Raw genomic sequence first — 16,498 nt, forward strand, 5'->3', positions numbered from 1 at the left:
ATTATCGTAAATGATTATCGTTTTTTAAATAAAAGGATGGCGCGCATCCTCAGGTTAACCCTGAAAAAAAGGCGTAAACGTGGGAGGTTATTCCGCTAAAACCACATTCGAGGAGGAAATAAAAATGGCTAAAAGAGGTAAAAAGTACGTAGAAGCTGCGAAGCTTGTTGATCGTGCAGCTGCTTACTCTGCAACAGAAGCAGTAGAATTAGTAAAGAAAACAAACACAGCTAAATTTGATGCAACTGTAGAAGCTGCATTCCGTTTAGGCGTTGACCCTAAGAAAGCTGACCAACAAATTCGTGGCGCAGTTGTTCTTCCACACGGTACTGGTAAAGTACAACGTGTATTAGTATTCGCTAAAGGCGAAAAAGCAAAAGAAGCTGAAGCTGCTGGCGCTGAATTCGTAGGCGATGCTGATTACATCGGTAAAATCCAACAAGGTTGGTTCGATTTCGATGTAGTAGTAGCAACTCCTGACATGATGGGTGAAGTTGGTAAACTTGGTCGCGTATTAGGACCTAAAGGTTTAATGCCAAACCCTAAAACTGGAACAGTTACTTTCGATGTAACTAAAGCTGTTAACGAAATCAAAGCTGGTAAAGTTGAATACCGCGTTGATAAAGCTGGTAACATCCACGTTCCAATCGGTAAAGTATCTTTCGAAGATGCTAAACTAGTAGAAAACTTCAAAACAATTGCTGAAACGCTACAAAAAGCTAAGCCAGCTGCTGCAAAAGGTACTTACATGAAGAATGCAACTGTTGCTTCTACAATGGGACCTGGCGTACGCGTAGACGTTTCTACACTTGCGTAAAAATTGGAAGTTGACTTCATAAAGAAGTTTTAATATAATTATTTATGTTGTGAATTTAAATAGTGTACCGTAGACAGTAGGTGTCATTCGACTTAATTTCCTACCTAGGTGTTAATATACGAAGCGGAATCTTTTTTCTGTGACTATATGCCTCCATGTCTACAAGTTGGGCATGGAGGTTTTTAGTGCACTTTCGGTACATCTTCTATATAATCTACAGGAGGTGTAATAACATGAGCAAAGTAATCGAAACTAAACAACAAGTTGTAACTGAAATCGCTGAAAAACTTCGTGAGAGTAAATCTACAATCGTTGTTGACTACCGTGGTTTAACAGTTTCTGAAGTAACAGAATTACGTAAAAACTTACGTGAGGCTGGCGTTGAGTTCAAAGTTTACAAAAACTCTTTAACTCGTCGTGCTGCAGAGTCTGCTGAAATGGCTGAGTTAAACGAATTCTTAACAGGACCAAACGCAATCGCGTTCAGTAACGAGGATGTAGTTGCTCCTGCGAAAGTATTAAACGACTTCGCTACAAAACATGAAGCTTTAGAAATTAAAGCGGGCGTAATCGAAGGTAAACTTGTGACACTTGATGAGGTTAAAGCTATCGCTACTCTTCCATCACGTGAAGGCTTACTTTCTATGCTTCTTAGCGTTCTTCAAGCTCCAATCCGTAACCTTGCACTTGCTACTAAAGCAGTTGCAGAGCAAAAGGAAGAGCAAGGCGCTTAATTTTTTAAAAGATAATTACTTGTTATCTATAAAACAATACAAACCTATTTAAGGGAGGATATTTACAATGACTAAAGAACAAATCATTGAAGCAGTTAAATCTATGACTGTATTAGAACTTAACGACTTAGTAAAAGCTATCGAGGAAGAATTCGGCGTAACTGCTGCTGCTCCTGTAGCTGTAGCTGGTGGCGCTGGTGAAGCTGCTGCTGAGAAAACTGAATTTGACGTAGTACTTGCAAGTGCTGGCGCTCAAAAAATCAAAGTTATCAAAGCTGTACGTGAAATCACTGGTCTTGGCTTAAAAGAAGCTAAAGAATTAGTTGACAACACTCCAAAAGCAATCAAAGAAGGCGTTTCTAAAGAGGAAGCTGAAGAAATGAAAGCTAAACTTGAAGAAGTTGGCGCTGCTGTAGAAGTTAAGTAATTAACTTTTGATGCTTTAAAAAAAGCTCGCTCTCATGCGAGCTTTTTTTTTAACTGTAAAGAAAAGAGGTGGCCATATGGCAGACCATTATTTTTCTAACGACCCTTCTAGTAAAAGTGATCGTAAACGATGGGAATTTACACTTCGTGAATCTCGATTTACTTTTTTATCTGACCACGGGGTGTTCTCGAAAAACGAAGTGGACTTTGGTTCTCGTCTTTTAATTGAAGCGTTTCAAATGCCGGATATTAAAGGTGATATATTAGACGTAGGTTGTGGATACGGTCCTATTGGTTTGTCGTTAGCGAAAGAGTTTCAAGGTCGCGACGTTCACATGGTGGATGTGAACGAAAGGGCGCTTGGGCTTGCGAAAGAAAACGCCGCTAATAACAGAATCGAGAATATACGTATTTTTCAAAGTAGCGTCTATGAAAATGTAGATGGCAAGTATGCTGCTATTCTATCTAACCCTCCAATTCGTGCTGGTAAAGATGTCGTGCACGAGATTTTAGAAAAGGCTGTGGAGTATTTGGTTTCAGGTGGAGAATTGTGGATTGTTATTCAAAAGAAACAAGGTGCACCATCTGCGCTGAAGAAACTAGAAGAAGTATTTTCTGAAGTTGAAGTTGTAGAAAAGAAAAAAGGATATTATATCATAAAATCAAAAAAGCGTTGACGGTTATTTTTGGCTATGTTAACATTATACAATGCCAATATATGATTTTCTGCGTTGAGAAAGATGTATATTTTTGTTTCTCTTGGAAAAGATAGTAAAATCAGCAGATTATGAAACAGAATGATGGTTTTCTTAAAGAAGCCATTTTTCTTTTTTGAGCAGGTAGAAAGACTCAACGTATCTATCTTTAAGAGAAAAAACTACGCTAATAGCAGTAGTTGTATTTATTTGTGATTTTGCACAAATTTTTTTGTGCATTTATAATACTCATGATTTGAGGGGTGAAGCAGTTGACAGGTCAACTAGTTCAATACGGACGCCACCGCCAACGAAGAAGTTATGCCCGTATTAGTGAAGTATTAGAGTTACCAAATCTTATCGAAATTCAAACCTCTTCTTATCAGTGGTTTCTTGATGAGGGTTTGCGAGAAATGTTCCAAGACATTTCTCCGATCGAAGACTTTACGGGAAATCTATCGCTTGAATTTATCGACTACAGCTTAGGTGAACCTAAATACTCTGTAGACGAATGCAAAGAGCGTGATGTGACGTATGCAGCACCACTTCGTGTAAAAGTGCGTCTAATCAACAAGGAAACTGGTGAAGTAAAAGAACAAGATGTGTTCATGGGAGATTTCCCACTCATGACAGAGACTGGAACATTCGTAATTAACGGTGCAGAACGTGTTATCGTTTCCCAGTTAGTTCGCTCTCCAAGCGTATACTATAGTGGCAAAGTGGATAAAAACGGAAAACGTGGTTTTACTGCTACTGTAATTCCAAACCGCGGAGCTTGGTTAGAGTATGAAACAGATGCTAAGGATGTTGTATATGTGCGTATTGACCGTACGCGTAAACTTCCTGTAACTGTTTTGTTACGCGCATTAGGGTTTGGCTCTGATCAAGAAATCACCGAGCTTTTAGGTGATAACGAATACTTAAGCAATACGTTAGAAAAAGACAACACAGATAGCACAGAAAAAGCATTGCTTGAAATTTATGAGCGTCTACGTCCTGGTGAACCACCAACAGTAGAAAATGCAAAGAGCTTACTTGTGTCTCGTTTCTTTGATCCAAAGCGCTACGATTTAGCAAATGTAGGTCGCTATAAGATCAACAAAAAGCTACACATTAAAAACAGATTGTTTAACCAACGTTTAGCTGAAACATTAGTGGATCCAGAAACTGGTGAAATTTTAGCGGCAGAAGGAACAATCTTAGATCGTCGTACACTGGATCGCATTTTACCTTACTTAGAGAAGAACATTGGATTCAAAACAGCGAAACCAATGGGTGGAGTGGTAGAAGGCGATGTTGAGCTGCAATCTATTAAGATTTATGCTCCAGAATCAGAAGGCGAACGTTCTATCAACGTAATTGGGAATGCAAATATTACTCGCGATGTAAAACACATCACACCAGGTGATATTCTGGCTTCTATTAGTTACTTCTTCAACTTACTATACAAAGTAGGGGATACAGATGATATTGACCACTTAGGGAACCGTCGTCTGCGTTCAGTAGGAGAACTATTACAAAACCAATTCCGTATCGGTCTTTCTCGTATGGAACGTGTTGTTCGTGAGAGAATGTCGATTCAAGATACAAATGCAATTACACCACAGGCATTAATCAATATTCGTCCTGTTATTGCATCTATTAAAGAGTTCTTCGGAAGTTCTCAGTTATCTCAGTTCATGGACCAAACAAACCCATTAGCAGAGTTAACTCACAAACGAAGACTATCTGCATTAGGACCCGGTGGTTTAACGCGTGAGCGCGCAGGCTTTGAAGTACGTGACGTTCACTACTCTCACTATGGTCGTATGTGTCCAATTGAAACACCAGAGGGACCAAACATCGGTTTGATTAACTCATTATCTTCGTTCGCGAAAGTAAATGAGTTTGGTTTCATCGAAACACCATACCGTCGTGTTGACCCAGAAACTGGTCTTGTAACAGGGCATGTTGATTATTTAACAGCAGATGAAGAAGATAATTATGTTGTAGCCCAAGCGAATATGAAATTATCTGAAGAAGGGGAATTCCTTGATGAAGATATCGTAGCTCGTTTCCGTGGTGAAAACATTGTCACAAATAAAGAGCGCATCGACTACATGGATGTATCTCCAAAACAAGTAGTGTCGGCAGCGACAGCTTGTATTCCGTTCTTAGAAAACGATGACTCTAACCGCGCACTTATGGGAGCGAACATGCAACGTCAGGCGGTTCCGTTAATGAATCCGGAATCTCCGATTGTAGGTACAGGTATGGAGTACGTATCAGCAAAAGACTCAGGTGCTGCAGTAATCTGTAAACACCCTGGTGTTGTTGAGCGCGTAGAAGCACGTGAAATTTGGGTACGTCGTTATGTAGAAGTTGACGGTCAAACAGTAAAAGGCGACTTAGATCGCTACAAAATGCAGAAATTCATTCGTTCTAACCAAGGAACTTGTTACAACCAACGTCCAATCGTAAGTGTTGGAAATGAAGTTGTAAAAGGTGAAATCCTTGCGGATGGTCCTTCTATGGAACTAGGCGAATTAGCACTTGGACGTAACGTGCTTGTTGGCTTCATGACATGGGACGGTTATAACTACGAGGATGCGATCATCATGAGTGAGCGCCTTGTAAAAGATGATGTGTACACTTCTATTCATATTGAAGAATATGAGTCAGAAGCTCGTGATACGAAGCTTGGACCAGAAGAAATTACACGTGATATCCCGAATGTTGGAGAAGATGCACTTCGTAACCTTGACGAGCGCGGTATTATTCGCGTCGGTGCTGAAGTAAAAGATGGAGACCTACTTGTTGGTAAAGTAACACCAAAAGGTGTAACAGAATTAACGGCAGAAGAACGTCTATTACATGCAATCTTCGGTGAAAAAGCACGTGAAGTACGTGATACATCACTACGTGTACCACACGGTGGTGGCGGTATTATCTTAGACGTAAAAGTATTCAACCGTGAAGATGGCGATGAATTGCCACCAGGCGTGAATCAACTTGTACGTGCATATATCGTTCAAAAACGTAAAATTTCTGAAGGTGACAAGATGGCCGGACGTCACGGTAACAAAGGTGTTATCTCTCGTATTTTACCAGAAGAAGATATGCCTTACTTACCAGACGGTACGCCAATCGATATCATGTTAAACCCATTAGGGGTACCATCTCGTATGAATATCGGTCAGGTATTAGAGCTTCATCTTGGTATGGCAGCAAGATATCTTGGTATTCACATTGCAACACCAGTATTCGATGGTGCTCGTGAGGAAGATGTATGGGGCACAATTGAAGAAGCTGGTATGGCAAATGACGCGAAAACAATCCTGTATGACGGACGTACTGGTGAACCATTCGATAACCGTGTATCTGTTGGTGTCATGTATATGATCAAACTTGCGCACATGGTTGACGATAAACTTCATGCTCGTTCTACTGGACCATACTCACTTGTAACGCAGCAACCTCTTGGAGGTAAAGCTCAGTTCGGTGGACAGCGTTTCGGTGAGATGGAGGTTTGGGCACTTGAAGCTTACGGTGCTGCTTATACTCTTCAAGAAATCTTAACAGTGAAGTCTGATGATGTTATTGGACGTGTTAAGACGTATGAAGCAATTGTTAAAGGCGAAAATGTTCCAGAACCAGGCGTTCCAGAATCATTCAAAGTATTGATTAAAGAACTGCAAAGTTTAGGTATGGACGTTAAAATGATGTCTAGCGACGATACAGAAATTGAAATGCGTGATACGGAAGATGACGATGATCATCAATCAGCAGATAAATTGAATGTCGAAGTTGAGACAACTAAGGAATAATTGGGATAACCTGTAGACTAAAAGGGAGGTAGGCCCCTTGATAGATGTAAATAACTTTGAATATATGAAGATTGGACTTGCTTCACCTGACAAGATTCGTTCTTGGTCATACGGTGAAGTTAAGAAACCAGAAACGATTAACTATCGTACGTTAAAGCCTGAGAAAGACGGCTTGTTCTGTGAGCGTATTTTCGGACCACAAAAGGACTGGGAATGTCATTGCGGAAAATATAAACGTGTACGTTATAAAGGTGTAGTTTGTGATCGATGTGGCGTTGAAGTAACGCGTGCAAAAGTTCGTCGTGAACGTATGGGTCATATCGAATTAGCTGCTCCTGTATCTCATATTTGGTATTTCAAAGGTATCCCGAGCCGCATGGGACTTGTCTTAGACATGTCCCCTCGCGCGCTTGAAGAAGTAATTTATTTCGCTTCTTATGTTGTAACAGAAAGTGGAGATACACCACTTGATAAGAAGCAATTACTTTCTGAAAAAGAATACCGTGCATATCGTGATCGATATGGCAGCACATTCCAAGCTGCTATGGGTGCAGAAGCGATTAAAAAGCTATTACAAGACATCGATTTAGATAAAGAAGTAGACTTCTTAAAAGAAGAATTAAAAACAGCACAAGGACAACGACGTACTCGTGCTATTAAACGTCTAGAAGTATTAGAAGCATTCCGTAACTCTGGAAATCACCCATCTTGGATGATCCTAGATGTTCTTCCAGTTATCCCACCGGAACTACGCCCAATGGTACAGTTGGATGGTGGACGTTTTGCTACTTCTGATTTAAACGACTTATACCGTCGTGTAATTAACCGTAACAACCGTTTAAAACGTCTATTGGACTTAGGTGCACCAAGCATCATCGTTCAAAACGAAAAACGTATGTTACAAGAAGCTGTAGACGCATTAATCGATAATGGTCGCCGTGGCCGTCCAGTTACTGGACCAGGTAACCGTCCATTAAAATCACTATCTCACATGCTTAAAGGTAAACAAGGACGTTTCCGTCAAAACTTATTAGGTAAACGTGTTGACTACTCTGGCCGTTCTGTAATCGTTGTAGGACCGAACTTAAAGATGTACCAATGTGGATTACCGAAAGAAATGGCACTTGAACTGTTCAAACCTTTTGTTATGAAAGAGTTAGTGGAAAAAGGATTAGCACACAACATTAAGAGTGCGAAACGTAAAATCGAGCGTGTACAACCTGAAGTTTGGGACGTTTTAGAATCTGTGATCAAAGAACATCCAGTACTTCTAAACCGCGCACCAACACTTCACCGTCTTGGTATCCAGGCGTTTGAACCTACACTAGTAGAAGGTCGTGCAATCCGTCTTCACCCACTTGTATGTACTGCATACAACGCGGACTTTGACGGTGACCAAATGGCGGTTCACGTTCCGTTATCATCAGAAGCACAAGCAGAAGCTCGTATTCTTATGTTAGCAGCACAAAACATCTTGAATCCAAAAGACGGAAAACCAGTTGTTACTCCATCTCAGGATATGGTATTAGGTAACTACTACTTAACGCTTGAGCGTGAAGGTGCAATCGGTGAAGGTATGGTCTTCAAAGATGCAAACGAAGCAATACTTGCATACCAAAACGGATATGTACATCTGCACACACGTGTTGCAGTTGCTGCAAGTTCAGTAAATAATGTAACGTTTACTGAAGAGCAAAAGAGTATGCTTCTATTAACAACAGTTGGTAAATTAATATTTAACGAAATCTTACCAGAGTCGTTCCCTTATATTAATGAACCAACAAATTCAAACCTTGAAAAAGAAACACCAGCGGAATATTTCGTTGAAAAAGGTGCGAACATTAAAGAAATTATTGCTAGTCGCGAAGAAGTGGCGCCATTTAGCAAGAAGATCCTTGGTAACATCATTGCGGAAGTATTCAAGCGTTTCAAGATTACAGAGACGTCTCGCATGCTTGACCGTATGAAGAACTTAGGATTTAAATACTCTACAAAAGCTGGTATTACAGTTGGGGTATCTGACATTCTTGTATTAGGTGAAAAAGATGAAATTCTCCACGAAGCACAAGCAAAAGTAGATAATGTAATTAAACAATTCCGTCGCGGTTTAATCACGGAAGAAGAACGTTACGATCGCGTTATCTCTATTTGGAGTAATGCAAAAGATGTTATCCAAGGAAAACTGATGAAGTCCTTGAATAAACGCAACCCAATCTTCATGATGAGTGATTCCGGTGCCCGTGGTAACGCATCTAACTTTACTCAGCTTGCTGGTATGCGTGGTCTGATGGCCAATCCATCTGGTCGTATCATTGAACTTCCGATCAAATCAAGTTTCCGTGAAGGTTTAACAGTACTTGAGTACTTCATCTCTACGCATGGTGCTCGTAAAGGTCTTGCCGATACAGCACTTAAGACTGCCGATTCTGGTTACTTAACACGTCGTCTTGTAGACGTTGCACAAGATGTAATTGTTCGTGAAGATGATTGTGGAACAGATCGCGGTTTACTAATCGGTGCGATTAAAGAGGGTAATGAAGTAATTGAGTCATTATATGATCGTCTTGTTGGACGTTTTGCAAGAAAAACTGTAAAACATCCTGAAACAGGTGAAGTATTAGTTGCTGAAAATCAATTGATTACTGAAGATATCGCTCATATTGTTGAAAATTCGGGTGTCGAAACTGTAAACATTCGTTCAGCGTTTACGTGTAATACTCGCCATGGTGTATGTAAGAAGTGTTACGGTCGTAACTTAGCAACTGGTACAGACGTAGAAGTAGGAGAAGCGGTAGGTATTATCGCAGCTCAATCTATCGGTGAGCCAGGTACACAGTTAACGATGCGTACGTTCCATACAGGTGGGGTTGCCGGAGATGATATCACACAAGGTTTACCTCGTATCCAAGAGATCTTTGAAGCTCGTAATCCGAAAGGTCAGGCAGTTATCAGTGAAATCGACGGTGTTATCGCAGCGATCAACGATGTTAAAGATCGTCAAGAAGTAGTTGTACAGGGTGAGGTTGAAGCTCGTACGTATGCTATTCCTTACGGTGCTCGTCTGAAAGTAATTCTAGGACAGCCAATTAGCCACGGTAAAGAGTTAACAGAAGGTTCTATTGATCCGAAAGAATTACTAAAAGTAACGGACATTACGGCAGTTCAAGAATACCTATTACGTGAAGTTCAAAAAGTATACCGTATGCAAGGGGTAGAAATTGGTGACAAACACGTAGAAGTAATGGTACGTCAAATGCTACGTAAAGTTCGTGTAAGTGATGCGGGTGAAACAGATGTATTACCAGGAACATTACTAGATATCCATCAGTTTACTGATGCGAATGCGAAGGTGTTACTAAAAGGTAAACAGCCAGCGACAGCTAGACCTGTTTTACTTGGTATTACAAAAGCTTCACTTGAAACTGATTCATTCTTATCTGCAGCATCATTCCAAGAAACAACTCGTGTCTTAACTGATGCAGCAATTAAAGGTAAACGTGATGAGCTTCTAGGATTGAAAGAGAACGTTATTATCGGTAAACTTGTTCCTGCTGGAACAGGTATGAATCGTTATCGCAAAGTGGATCTTGTAAAAACAACACAAGATGACATGAATGTAGAAAACGATGAGATTTATGTGGAACAGTAAAATTTTCCGTCGTAAATTTTGTATAAAAACATCTAATCCTAGTTGACATTGTATGAGTCAAAATGTTACTATAATCAAGGTTGCTCCTGAACGATGCTTTGGAGGATATTTATATGTCTTATCAAAAAGTGTCAAATGCTGAAAATGTAGTCGTTGGTCATAAACGAACATTGGAAGCAATCAAAAATGGTATAGTTAAAGAAGTTGTTATTGCGGAAGATGCTGACGTGCGGTTAACCCATGTTATCATTCGTACCGCCTTGCAACATAACATACCCATAACCAAAGTTGAATCAGTTCGTAAGCTTGGAAAAGTTTCGGGGATTCAAGTGGGAGCTTCAGCAATAGGAATAATAAGTTAAAACTGTTTTTGTGAGGAGAGAGCATTTGCTCTTCCTTGCAAAAACTTTGTTTTCAACTAATAATGAACCACCTGGATATGTGGTCATACAAACATGCGAAGGGAGGATAATCAAATGCCTACTATTAACCAATTAGTGAGAAATGGTCGTACTGATAAAGTATGGAAATCTAAATCACCTGCGTTAAACAAAGGTTTTAACTCTTTAAAGAAAAAATCAACTGATATCTCTGCACCTCAAAAACGTGGTGTATGTACTCGTGTTGGTACAATGACTCCAAAGAAACCTAACTCAGCGTTACGTAAATACGCTCGTGTACGTTTAACAAACGGTATTGAAGTTACAGCTTACATCCCAGGTATCGGTCATAACCTACAAGAGCATAGCGTAGTATTAATTCGCGGTGGTCGAGTAAAGGATTTACCAGGGGTACGTTACCACATCGTTCGTGGAGCGCTTGATACAGCTGGTGTTGACAAACGTATGCAAGGACGTTCTAAATATGGTACTAAGCGACCAAAACCTGCTAAAAAATAATAAACTTATAATGAAAGGAGGAACTCAATATGCCTCGTAAAGGACCTGTTGCGAAACGTGACGTGTTACCAGATCCAATGTACAATTCGAAACTAGTAACACGCCTAATCAACAAAATGATGGTTGACGGTAAAAAAGGTAAATCTCAAACAATTCTTTATAACGCTTTCGATATCGTTCGTGAACGTTCAGATAAAGAACCAATGGAAGTATTCGAGCAAGCTCTTAAGAACATCATGCCTGTTCTTGAAGTACGCGCTCGTCGTGTTGGTGGTGCTAACTACCAAGTTCCAGTTGAGGTTCGTCCAGAACGCCGTACAACTTTAGGTCTTCGCTGGTTAGTAAACTATGCTCGTCTTCGTGGTGAAAAAACTATGGAAGAGCGTCTAGCTTACGAAATCTTAGATGCAGCTAACAATGCTGGTGCATCTGTTAAGAAACGTGAAGACACTCATAAAATGGCAGAAGCTAACAAAGCATTTGCTCATTACCGTTGGTAGGATTCAACGTAAAATAAATGTAAGCATAAACCGCTTTATTTGTCGCTTATGGAAGTGTGGAGAGGGAGAATGCCTCTCCCTTTCGTTGGGCGCTCGTTTTACATAATGAGGGTACAAGACACTGGCATATGTAACAATATAAAGTGGCTTTTTTGCTACTTAAAATAAAATAATCCAATCCATATATGGAAGGAGCAAGACACCAAATGACTAGAGAGTTCTCTTTAGAAAACACTCGTAATATTGGTATCATGGCTCACATCGATGCTGGTAAAACAACAGCAACTGAGCGTATTCTGTATTACACAGGACGTATTCATAAAATCGGTGAAACTCATGAAGGTGCATCTCAGATGGACTGGATGGAGCAAGAGCAAGAGCGTGGTATCACAATTACTTCTGCTGCAACTACAGCTCAATGGAAAGGTCACCGTGTAAACATCATTGACACTCCAGGACACGTAGACTTCACAGTAGAAGTAGAACGTTCTTTACGCGTACTTGATGGTGCGGTAGCAGTACTTGATGCACAATCTGGTGTAGAACCACAAACAGAAACTGTTTGGCGTCAGGCTACTACTTACGGTGTACCTCGTATCGTATTCGTTAACAAAATGGATAAGATCGGTGCAGATTTCTTATACTCTGTAGGAACAATCCACGATCGTTTACAAGCAAACGCACATCCAATTCAGTTACCAATCGGTGCTGAAGACGAGTTCAATGGTATCATTGACCTTGTTGAAGAGTGTGCTTACATGTACGGTAACGATTTAGGAACAGACATCGAGCGTGTCGAAATTCCTGAAGAGCACAAAGAATTAGCTGCAGAATACCGTGGAAAACTTATTGAAGCGGTAGCTGAGCTTGATGAAGAAATGATGATGAAGTACCTAGAAGGTGAAGAAATCACTATAGAAGAGCTTAAAGCTGGTATCCGTAAGGCTACAACTTCTGTAGAATTCTTCCCAGTAATCTGTGGTTCTGCATTCAAAAACAAAGGTGTTCAAATTCTGTTAGACGCAGTTATCGACTACCTACCGTCTCCATTAGATGTACCAGCTATCAAAGGTACTCTTCCGGATACAGAGGAAGAAATCGAACGTAAGTCTAGCGATGAAGAACCATTCGCAGCTTTAGCATTCAAAATCATGACTGACCCTTATGTTGGTAAGTTAACGTTCTTCCGTGTGTACTCTGGTGTGTTAAACTCTGGATCATACGTGAAAAACTCAACTAAAGGTAAGCGTGAGCGTGTAGGTCGTATCCTACAAATGCACGCTAACAGCCGTGAAGAGATTTCAACAGTTTACGCTGGTGATATCGCTGCTGCTGTAGGTTTAAAAGATACTACTACTGGTGATACTCTTTGTGATGAGAAGAGTCTTGTTATCCTTGAGTCTATGGAATTCCCAGAGCCAGTTATCTCTGTAGCTATCGAACCAAAATCTAAAGCTGACCAAGATAAAATGGGTACAGCATTATCTAAGCTTTCTGAAGAAGATCCAACATTCCGTGCTCACACTGACCAAGAAACTGGCCAAACAATCATCGCTGGTATGGGTGAACTTCACCTTGATATCATCGTTGACCGTATGCGTCGTGAATTCAAAGTGGAAGCAAACGTTGGTGCTCCTCAGGTAGCATACCGTGAGACTTTCCGCGCTGCTGCGAAAGTTGAAGGTAAGTTCGCTCGTCAATCTGGTGGTCGTGGACAATTCGGTCACGTTTGGATTGAGTTTGAACCTAATGAAGAAGGTAAAGGTTTTGAATTCCAAAACAAAATCGTCGGTGGTGTAGTTCCACGTGAATACATCCCAGCTGTTGGAGCGGGTCTTGAAGACTCACTTAAAAATGGTGTACTAGCTGGTTATCCACTAGTTGACATTAAAGCTGCGTTAGTTGACGGTTCTTACCATGATGTCGATTCATCTGAGATGGCGTTCAAAATCGCTGCATCTATGGCACTTAAAGCTGCGGTTTCTAAATGTAGCCCAGTAATTCTTGAGCCAATGATGAAAGTTGAAGTTGTAATTCCTGAAGAGTACATGGGTGACATTATGGGCGACGTAACATCTCGTCGTGGACGTGTAGAAGGTATGGAAGCTCGCGGTAACGCTCAAGTTGTTCGCGCTATGGTTCCACTTTCTGAAATGTTCGGTTATGCAACGGCATTACGTTCTAACACTCAAGGACGCGGAACATTCTCAATGACATTTGATCATTATGAAGAAGTACCGAAGTCTGTTTCTGAAGAAATTATTAAAAAAAATAAAGGTGAATAATTGATTTTTATCGATTGTTCAAGTATAACTACTTATGTAAGCTTAGAAAGTGGGACGTAAGTTTCACTTTCTAGTCTAAATATAAAATAACCCATATAAACTAAGGAGGAATTTAGAATGGCTAAAGCTAAATTCGAACGTTCTAAACCCCATGTTAACATCGGTACAATCGGCCACGTTGACCATGGTAAAACTACATTAACTGCTGCGATCACTACAGTTCTTGCAAAAGCTGGTGGTGCTGAAGCACGCGGATACGATCAAATCGACGCTGCTCCAGAAGAAAGAGAGCGCGGAATCACAATCTCAACTGCACACGTTGAGTACGAAACTGAAACTCGTCACTATGCACACGTTGACTGCCCAGGTCACGCTGACTATGTTAAAAACATGATCACTGGTGCTGCTCAAATGGACGGCGGTATCTTAGTAGTATCTGCTGCTGATGGCCCAATGCCTCAAACACGTGAGCACATCCTTCTTTCTCGTCAAGTAGGTGTTCCTTACATCGTTGTATTCTTAAACAAATGCGACATGGTAGACGACGAAGAATTATTAGAATTAGTAGAAATGGAAGTTCGCGACCTATTATCTGAATACGGATTCCCAGGCGACGATATTCCTGTAATCAAAGGTTCTGCTCTTAAAGCTCTTCAAGGAGAAGCTGAGTGGGAAGAAAAAATCATCGAATTAATGACTGAAGTTGATGCTTACATCCCAACTCCAGAACGTGAAACTGACAAACCATTCTTAATGCCTATCGAGGATGTATTCTCTATCACAGGTCGTGGTACAGTTGCAACTGGTCGTGTAGAGCGCGGAATCGTTAAAGTTGGTGACGTAGTAGAAATTATCGGTCTTGCTGAAGAGAATGCTTCTACAACTGTAACTGGTGTAGAAATGTTCCGTAAGCTTCTTGACCAAGCTCAAGCTGGAGACAACATCGGTGCTCTTCTTCGTGGGGTTGCTCGTGAAGACATCCAACGTGGACAAGTTCTTGCTAAAACTGGCTCTGTAAAAGCACACGCTAAATTCAAAGCTGAAGTTTTCGTATTATCTAAAGAAGAAGGTGGACGTCATACTCCATTCTTCGCTAACTACCGTCCTCAGTTCTACTTCCGTACAACTGACGTAACTGGTATCATCCAATTACCAGAAGGTACTGAAATGGTAATGCCTGGTGACAACATCGAAATGACTATCGAACTTATCGCTCCAATCGCTATCGAAGAGGGAACTAAATTCTCTATTCGTGAAGGTGGACGTACAGTAGGTTACGGTGTAGTTGCTACTATCGTTGAGTAATCTTAACTGATATAAAAAAACCCAAGGGATTTTCCCTTGGGTTTTTTGTTTGTATTTATATAATGAATGAAATGATATTTTTATATTTTGACGAGTTTCTTCTATAGTAATACAAAATCAATAAAACCGAAATCCAGAAACTGTAAAATGAATTCTGTGAGATGAAAACTTGAAATTCTTTAAAGTGCCATGTATAATAGCAAAAGTAGAGAAAAGCAGATGCAAACAAAAAGATGCTTGCATCTAGACGAATAACATTGTATAATAGACAATGTTGGTCTTTGACTGCGATGAAGTGGAAGGTTGCTGACACACCCGGCCGCTTTGCCATGGCATGGTGTGGGGAAATTTCCATGGAGAAGGTCTATTTTAGAAATAGGCGAACGAAGGAGGGAAAATAATGGCAAAAGAAAAAATTCGTATCCGTTTAAAAGCTTATGATCACCGTATTCTTGATCAATCAGCTGAGAAAATTGTAGAAACAGCTAAGCGTTCTGGGGCAACAGTTTCTGGTCCGATCCCATTACCAACTGAGAAGACTATTTACACAATTCTTCGTGCTGTTCATAAGTACAAAGATTCTCGTGAGCAATTCGAAATGCGCACACACAAACGTTTAATCGATATCGTGAGTCCTACTCCACAAACAGTAGATTCATTAATGCGTTTAGACTTACCGTCTGGTGTAGATATCGAAATCAAACTATAAATTATATAACTTAAAAATGTAGGAGGTGTAACTCATGACCAAAGGAATCTTAGGAAGAAAGATCGGTATGACTCAAGTATTTGCTGAGAACGGTGAGTTAATCCCAGTAACGGTAATCGCTGCTAATCCAAACGTTGTTCTTCAAAAGAAAACAACTGAAACTGATGGCTACAACGCAATTCAGTTAGGATTTGAAGACAAACGTGAAAAGTTAACTAACAAACCTGAACAAGGCCACACTGCTAAAGCATCTACAACTCCTAAGCGCTTCATTCGCGAAATCCGCGATGCAGACGTGGACGGATTAGAGGTTGGTCAAGAGGTAAAAGTTGAAGTTTTCGCTGCAGGTGAAATCGTTGACGTAACAGGAATTTCTAAAGGTAAAGGTTTCCAAGGTGTTATCAAACGCCACGGACAATCTCGCGGACCTATGTCTCATGGTTCTCGCTATCACCGTCGTCCAGGTTCAATGGGGCCAGTTGCTCCGAACCGTGTATTCAAAGGTAAAAAACTTGCTGGACGTATGGGTGGAGACCAAGTTACTATCCAAAACTTAGAAATCGTTCAAGTTGACACTGAGCGCAACTTATTACTAGTAAAAGGTAACGTTCCAGGTGCTAAGAAATCTCTTGTAGTTGTTCAAGGCGCTGTGAAGGTTAGCAAATAATTCACA

13 protein-coding genes and 1 other annotated feature are annotated in these 16,498 nt (G+C 40.5%); all 13 genes read left to right on the forward strand.

All coding sequences use genetic code 11. The features are described from left to right. Positions 1–124 precede the first annotated feature (124 nt). A complete protein-coding gene (gene rplA / locus JDS80_RS23855; RefSeq protein ID WP_199640150.1) occupies positions 125–817 on the forward strand; it encodes a 50S ribosomal protein L1 in 693 nt (230 codons plus the stop codon). Between the two features lie 49 nt (positions 818–866). Next, positions 867–1,011: a sequence feature (ribosomal protein L10 leader region), on the forward strand. A gap of 39 nt (positions 1,012–1,050) precedes the next feature. Then, a complete protein-coding gene (gene rplJ / locus JDS80_RS23860) occupies positions 1,051–1,551 on the forward strand; it encodes a 50S ribosomal protein L10 (protein ID WP_000048724.1) in 501 nt (166 codons plus the stop codon). A gap of 67 nt (positions 1,552–1,618) precedes the next feature. Next, on the forward strand, positions 1,619–1,978 hold the full coding sequence (rplL, locus tag JDS80_RS23865) for a 50S ribosomal protein L7/L12 (protein WP_000159737.1): 360 nt from the start codon (positions 1,619–1,621) through the stop codon (positions 1,976–1,978). A gap of 76 nt (positions 1,979–2,054) precedes the next feature. Beyond that, complete coding sequence (locus JDS80_RS23870) at positions 2,055–2,654, forward strand: class I SAM-dependent methyltransferase (protein ID WP_071747342.1); 600 nt, start codon at positions 2,055–2,057, stop codon at positions 2,652–2,654. A gap of 290 nt (positions 2,655–2,944) precedes the next feature. Continuing rightward, positions 2,945–6,478 (forward strand): DNA-directed RNA polymerase subunit beta, encoded by a 3,534-nt coding sequence (rpoB, locus tag JDS80_RS23875; protein ID WP_071747341.1) that lies wholly within the window; start codon positions 2,945–2,947, stop codon positions 6,476–6,478. Positions 6,479–6,515: 37 nt separating this feature from the next. After that, on the forward strand, positions 6,516–10,127 hold the full coding sequence (gene rpoC / locus JDS80_RS23880; RefSeq protein WP_000567946.1) for a DNA-directed RNA polymerase subunit beta': 3,612 nt from the start codon (positions 6,516–6,518) through the stop codon (positions 10,125–10,127). Between the two features lie 113 nt (positions 10,128–10,240). Then, positions 10,241–10,489: a 50S ribosomal protein L7ae-like protein gene (locus JDS80_RS23885; RefSeq protein WP_000121833.1), complete on the forward strand. Its 249-nt coding sequence runs from the start codon at positions 10,241–10,243 to the stop codon at positions 10,487–10,489. A gap of 114 nt (positions 10,490–10,603) precedes the next feature. Beyond that, positions 10,604–11,026, forward strand: a complete 423-nt coding sequence (rpsL, locus tag JDS80_RS23890) for a 30S ribosomal protein S12 (protein WP_001142341.1) — start codon at positions 10,604–10,606, stop codon at positions 11,024–11,026. 29 nt (positions 11,027–11,055) lie between these two features. Next, a complete protein-coding gene (rpsG, locus tag JDS80_RS23895) occupies positions 11,056–11,526 on the forward strand; it encodes a 30S ribosomal protein S7 (RefSeq protein WP_001137492.1) in 471 nt (156 codons plus the stop codon). A 206-nt stretch (positions 11,527–11,732) separates the two neighbouring features. Beyond that, positions 11,733–13,811, forward strand: coding sequence for an elongation factor G (gene fusA / locus JDS80_RS23900; RefSeq protein ID WP_000196380.1), 2,079 nt, complete (start codon positions 11,733–11,735; stop codon positions 13,809–13,811). Between the two features lie 117 nt (positions 13,812–13,928). Continuing rightward, entirely contained in the window at positions 13,929–15,116 is a 1,188-nt protein-coding gene (gene tuf, locus JDS80_RS23905) for an elongation factor Tu (RefSeq protein WP_048374300.1), read from the forward strand. Between the two features lie 400 nt (positions 15,117–15,516). Then, positions 15,517–15,825, forward strand: coding sequence for a 30S ribosomal protein S10 (gene rpsJ, locus JDS80_RS23910; RefSeq protein ID WP_001040595.1), 309 nt, complete (start codon positions 15,517–15,519; stop codon positions 15,823–15,825). A gap of 34 nt (positions 15,826–15,859) precedes the next feature. Beyond that, positions 15,860–16,492, forward strand: a complete 633-nt coding sequence (rplC, locus tag JDS80_RS23915; protein ID WP_000160209.1) for a 50S ribosomal protein L3 — start codon at positions 15,860–15,862, stop codon at positions 16,490–16,492. The last annotated feature ends 6 nt before the right edge of the window (positions 16,493–16,498 follow it).

Source organism: Bacillus cereus group sp. N8, assembly GCF_016483685.1.
Taxonomy (GTDB): domain Bacteria; phylum Bacillota; class Bacilli; order Bacillales; family Bacillaceae_G; genus Bacillus_A; species Bacillus_A proteolyticus.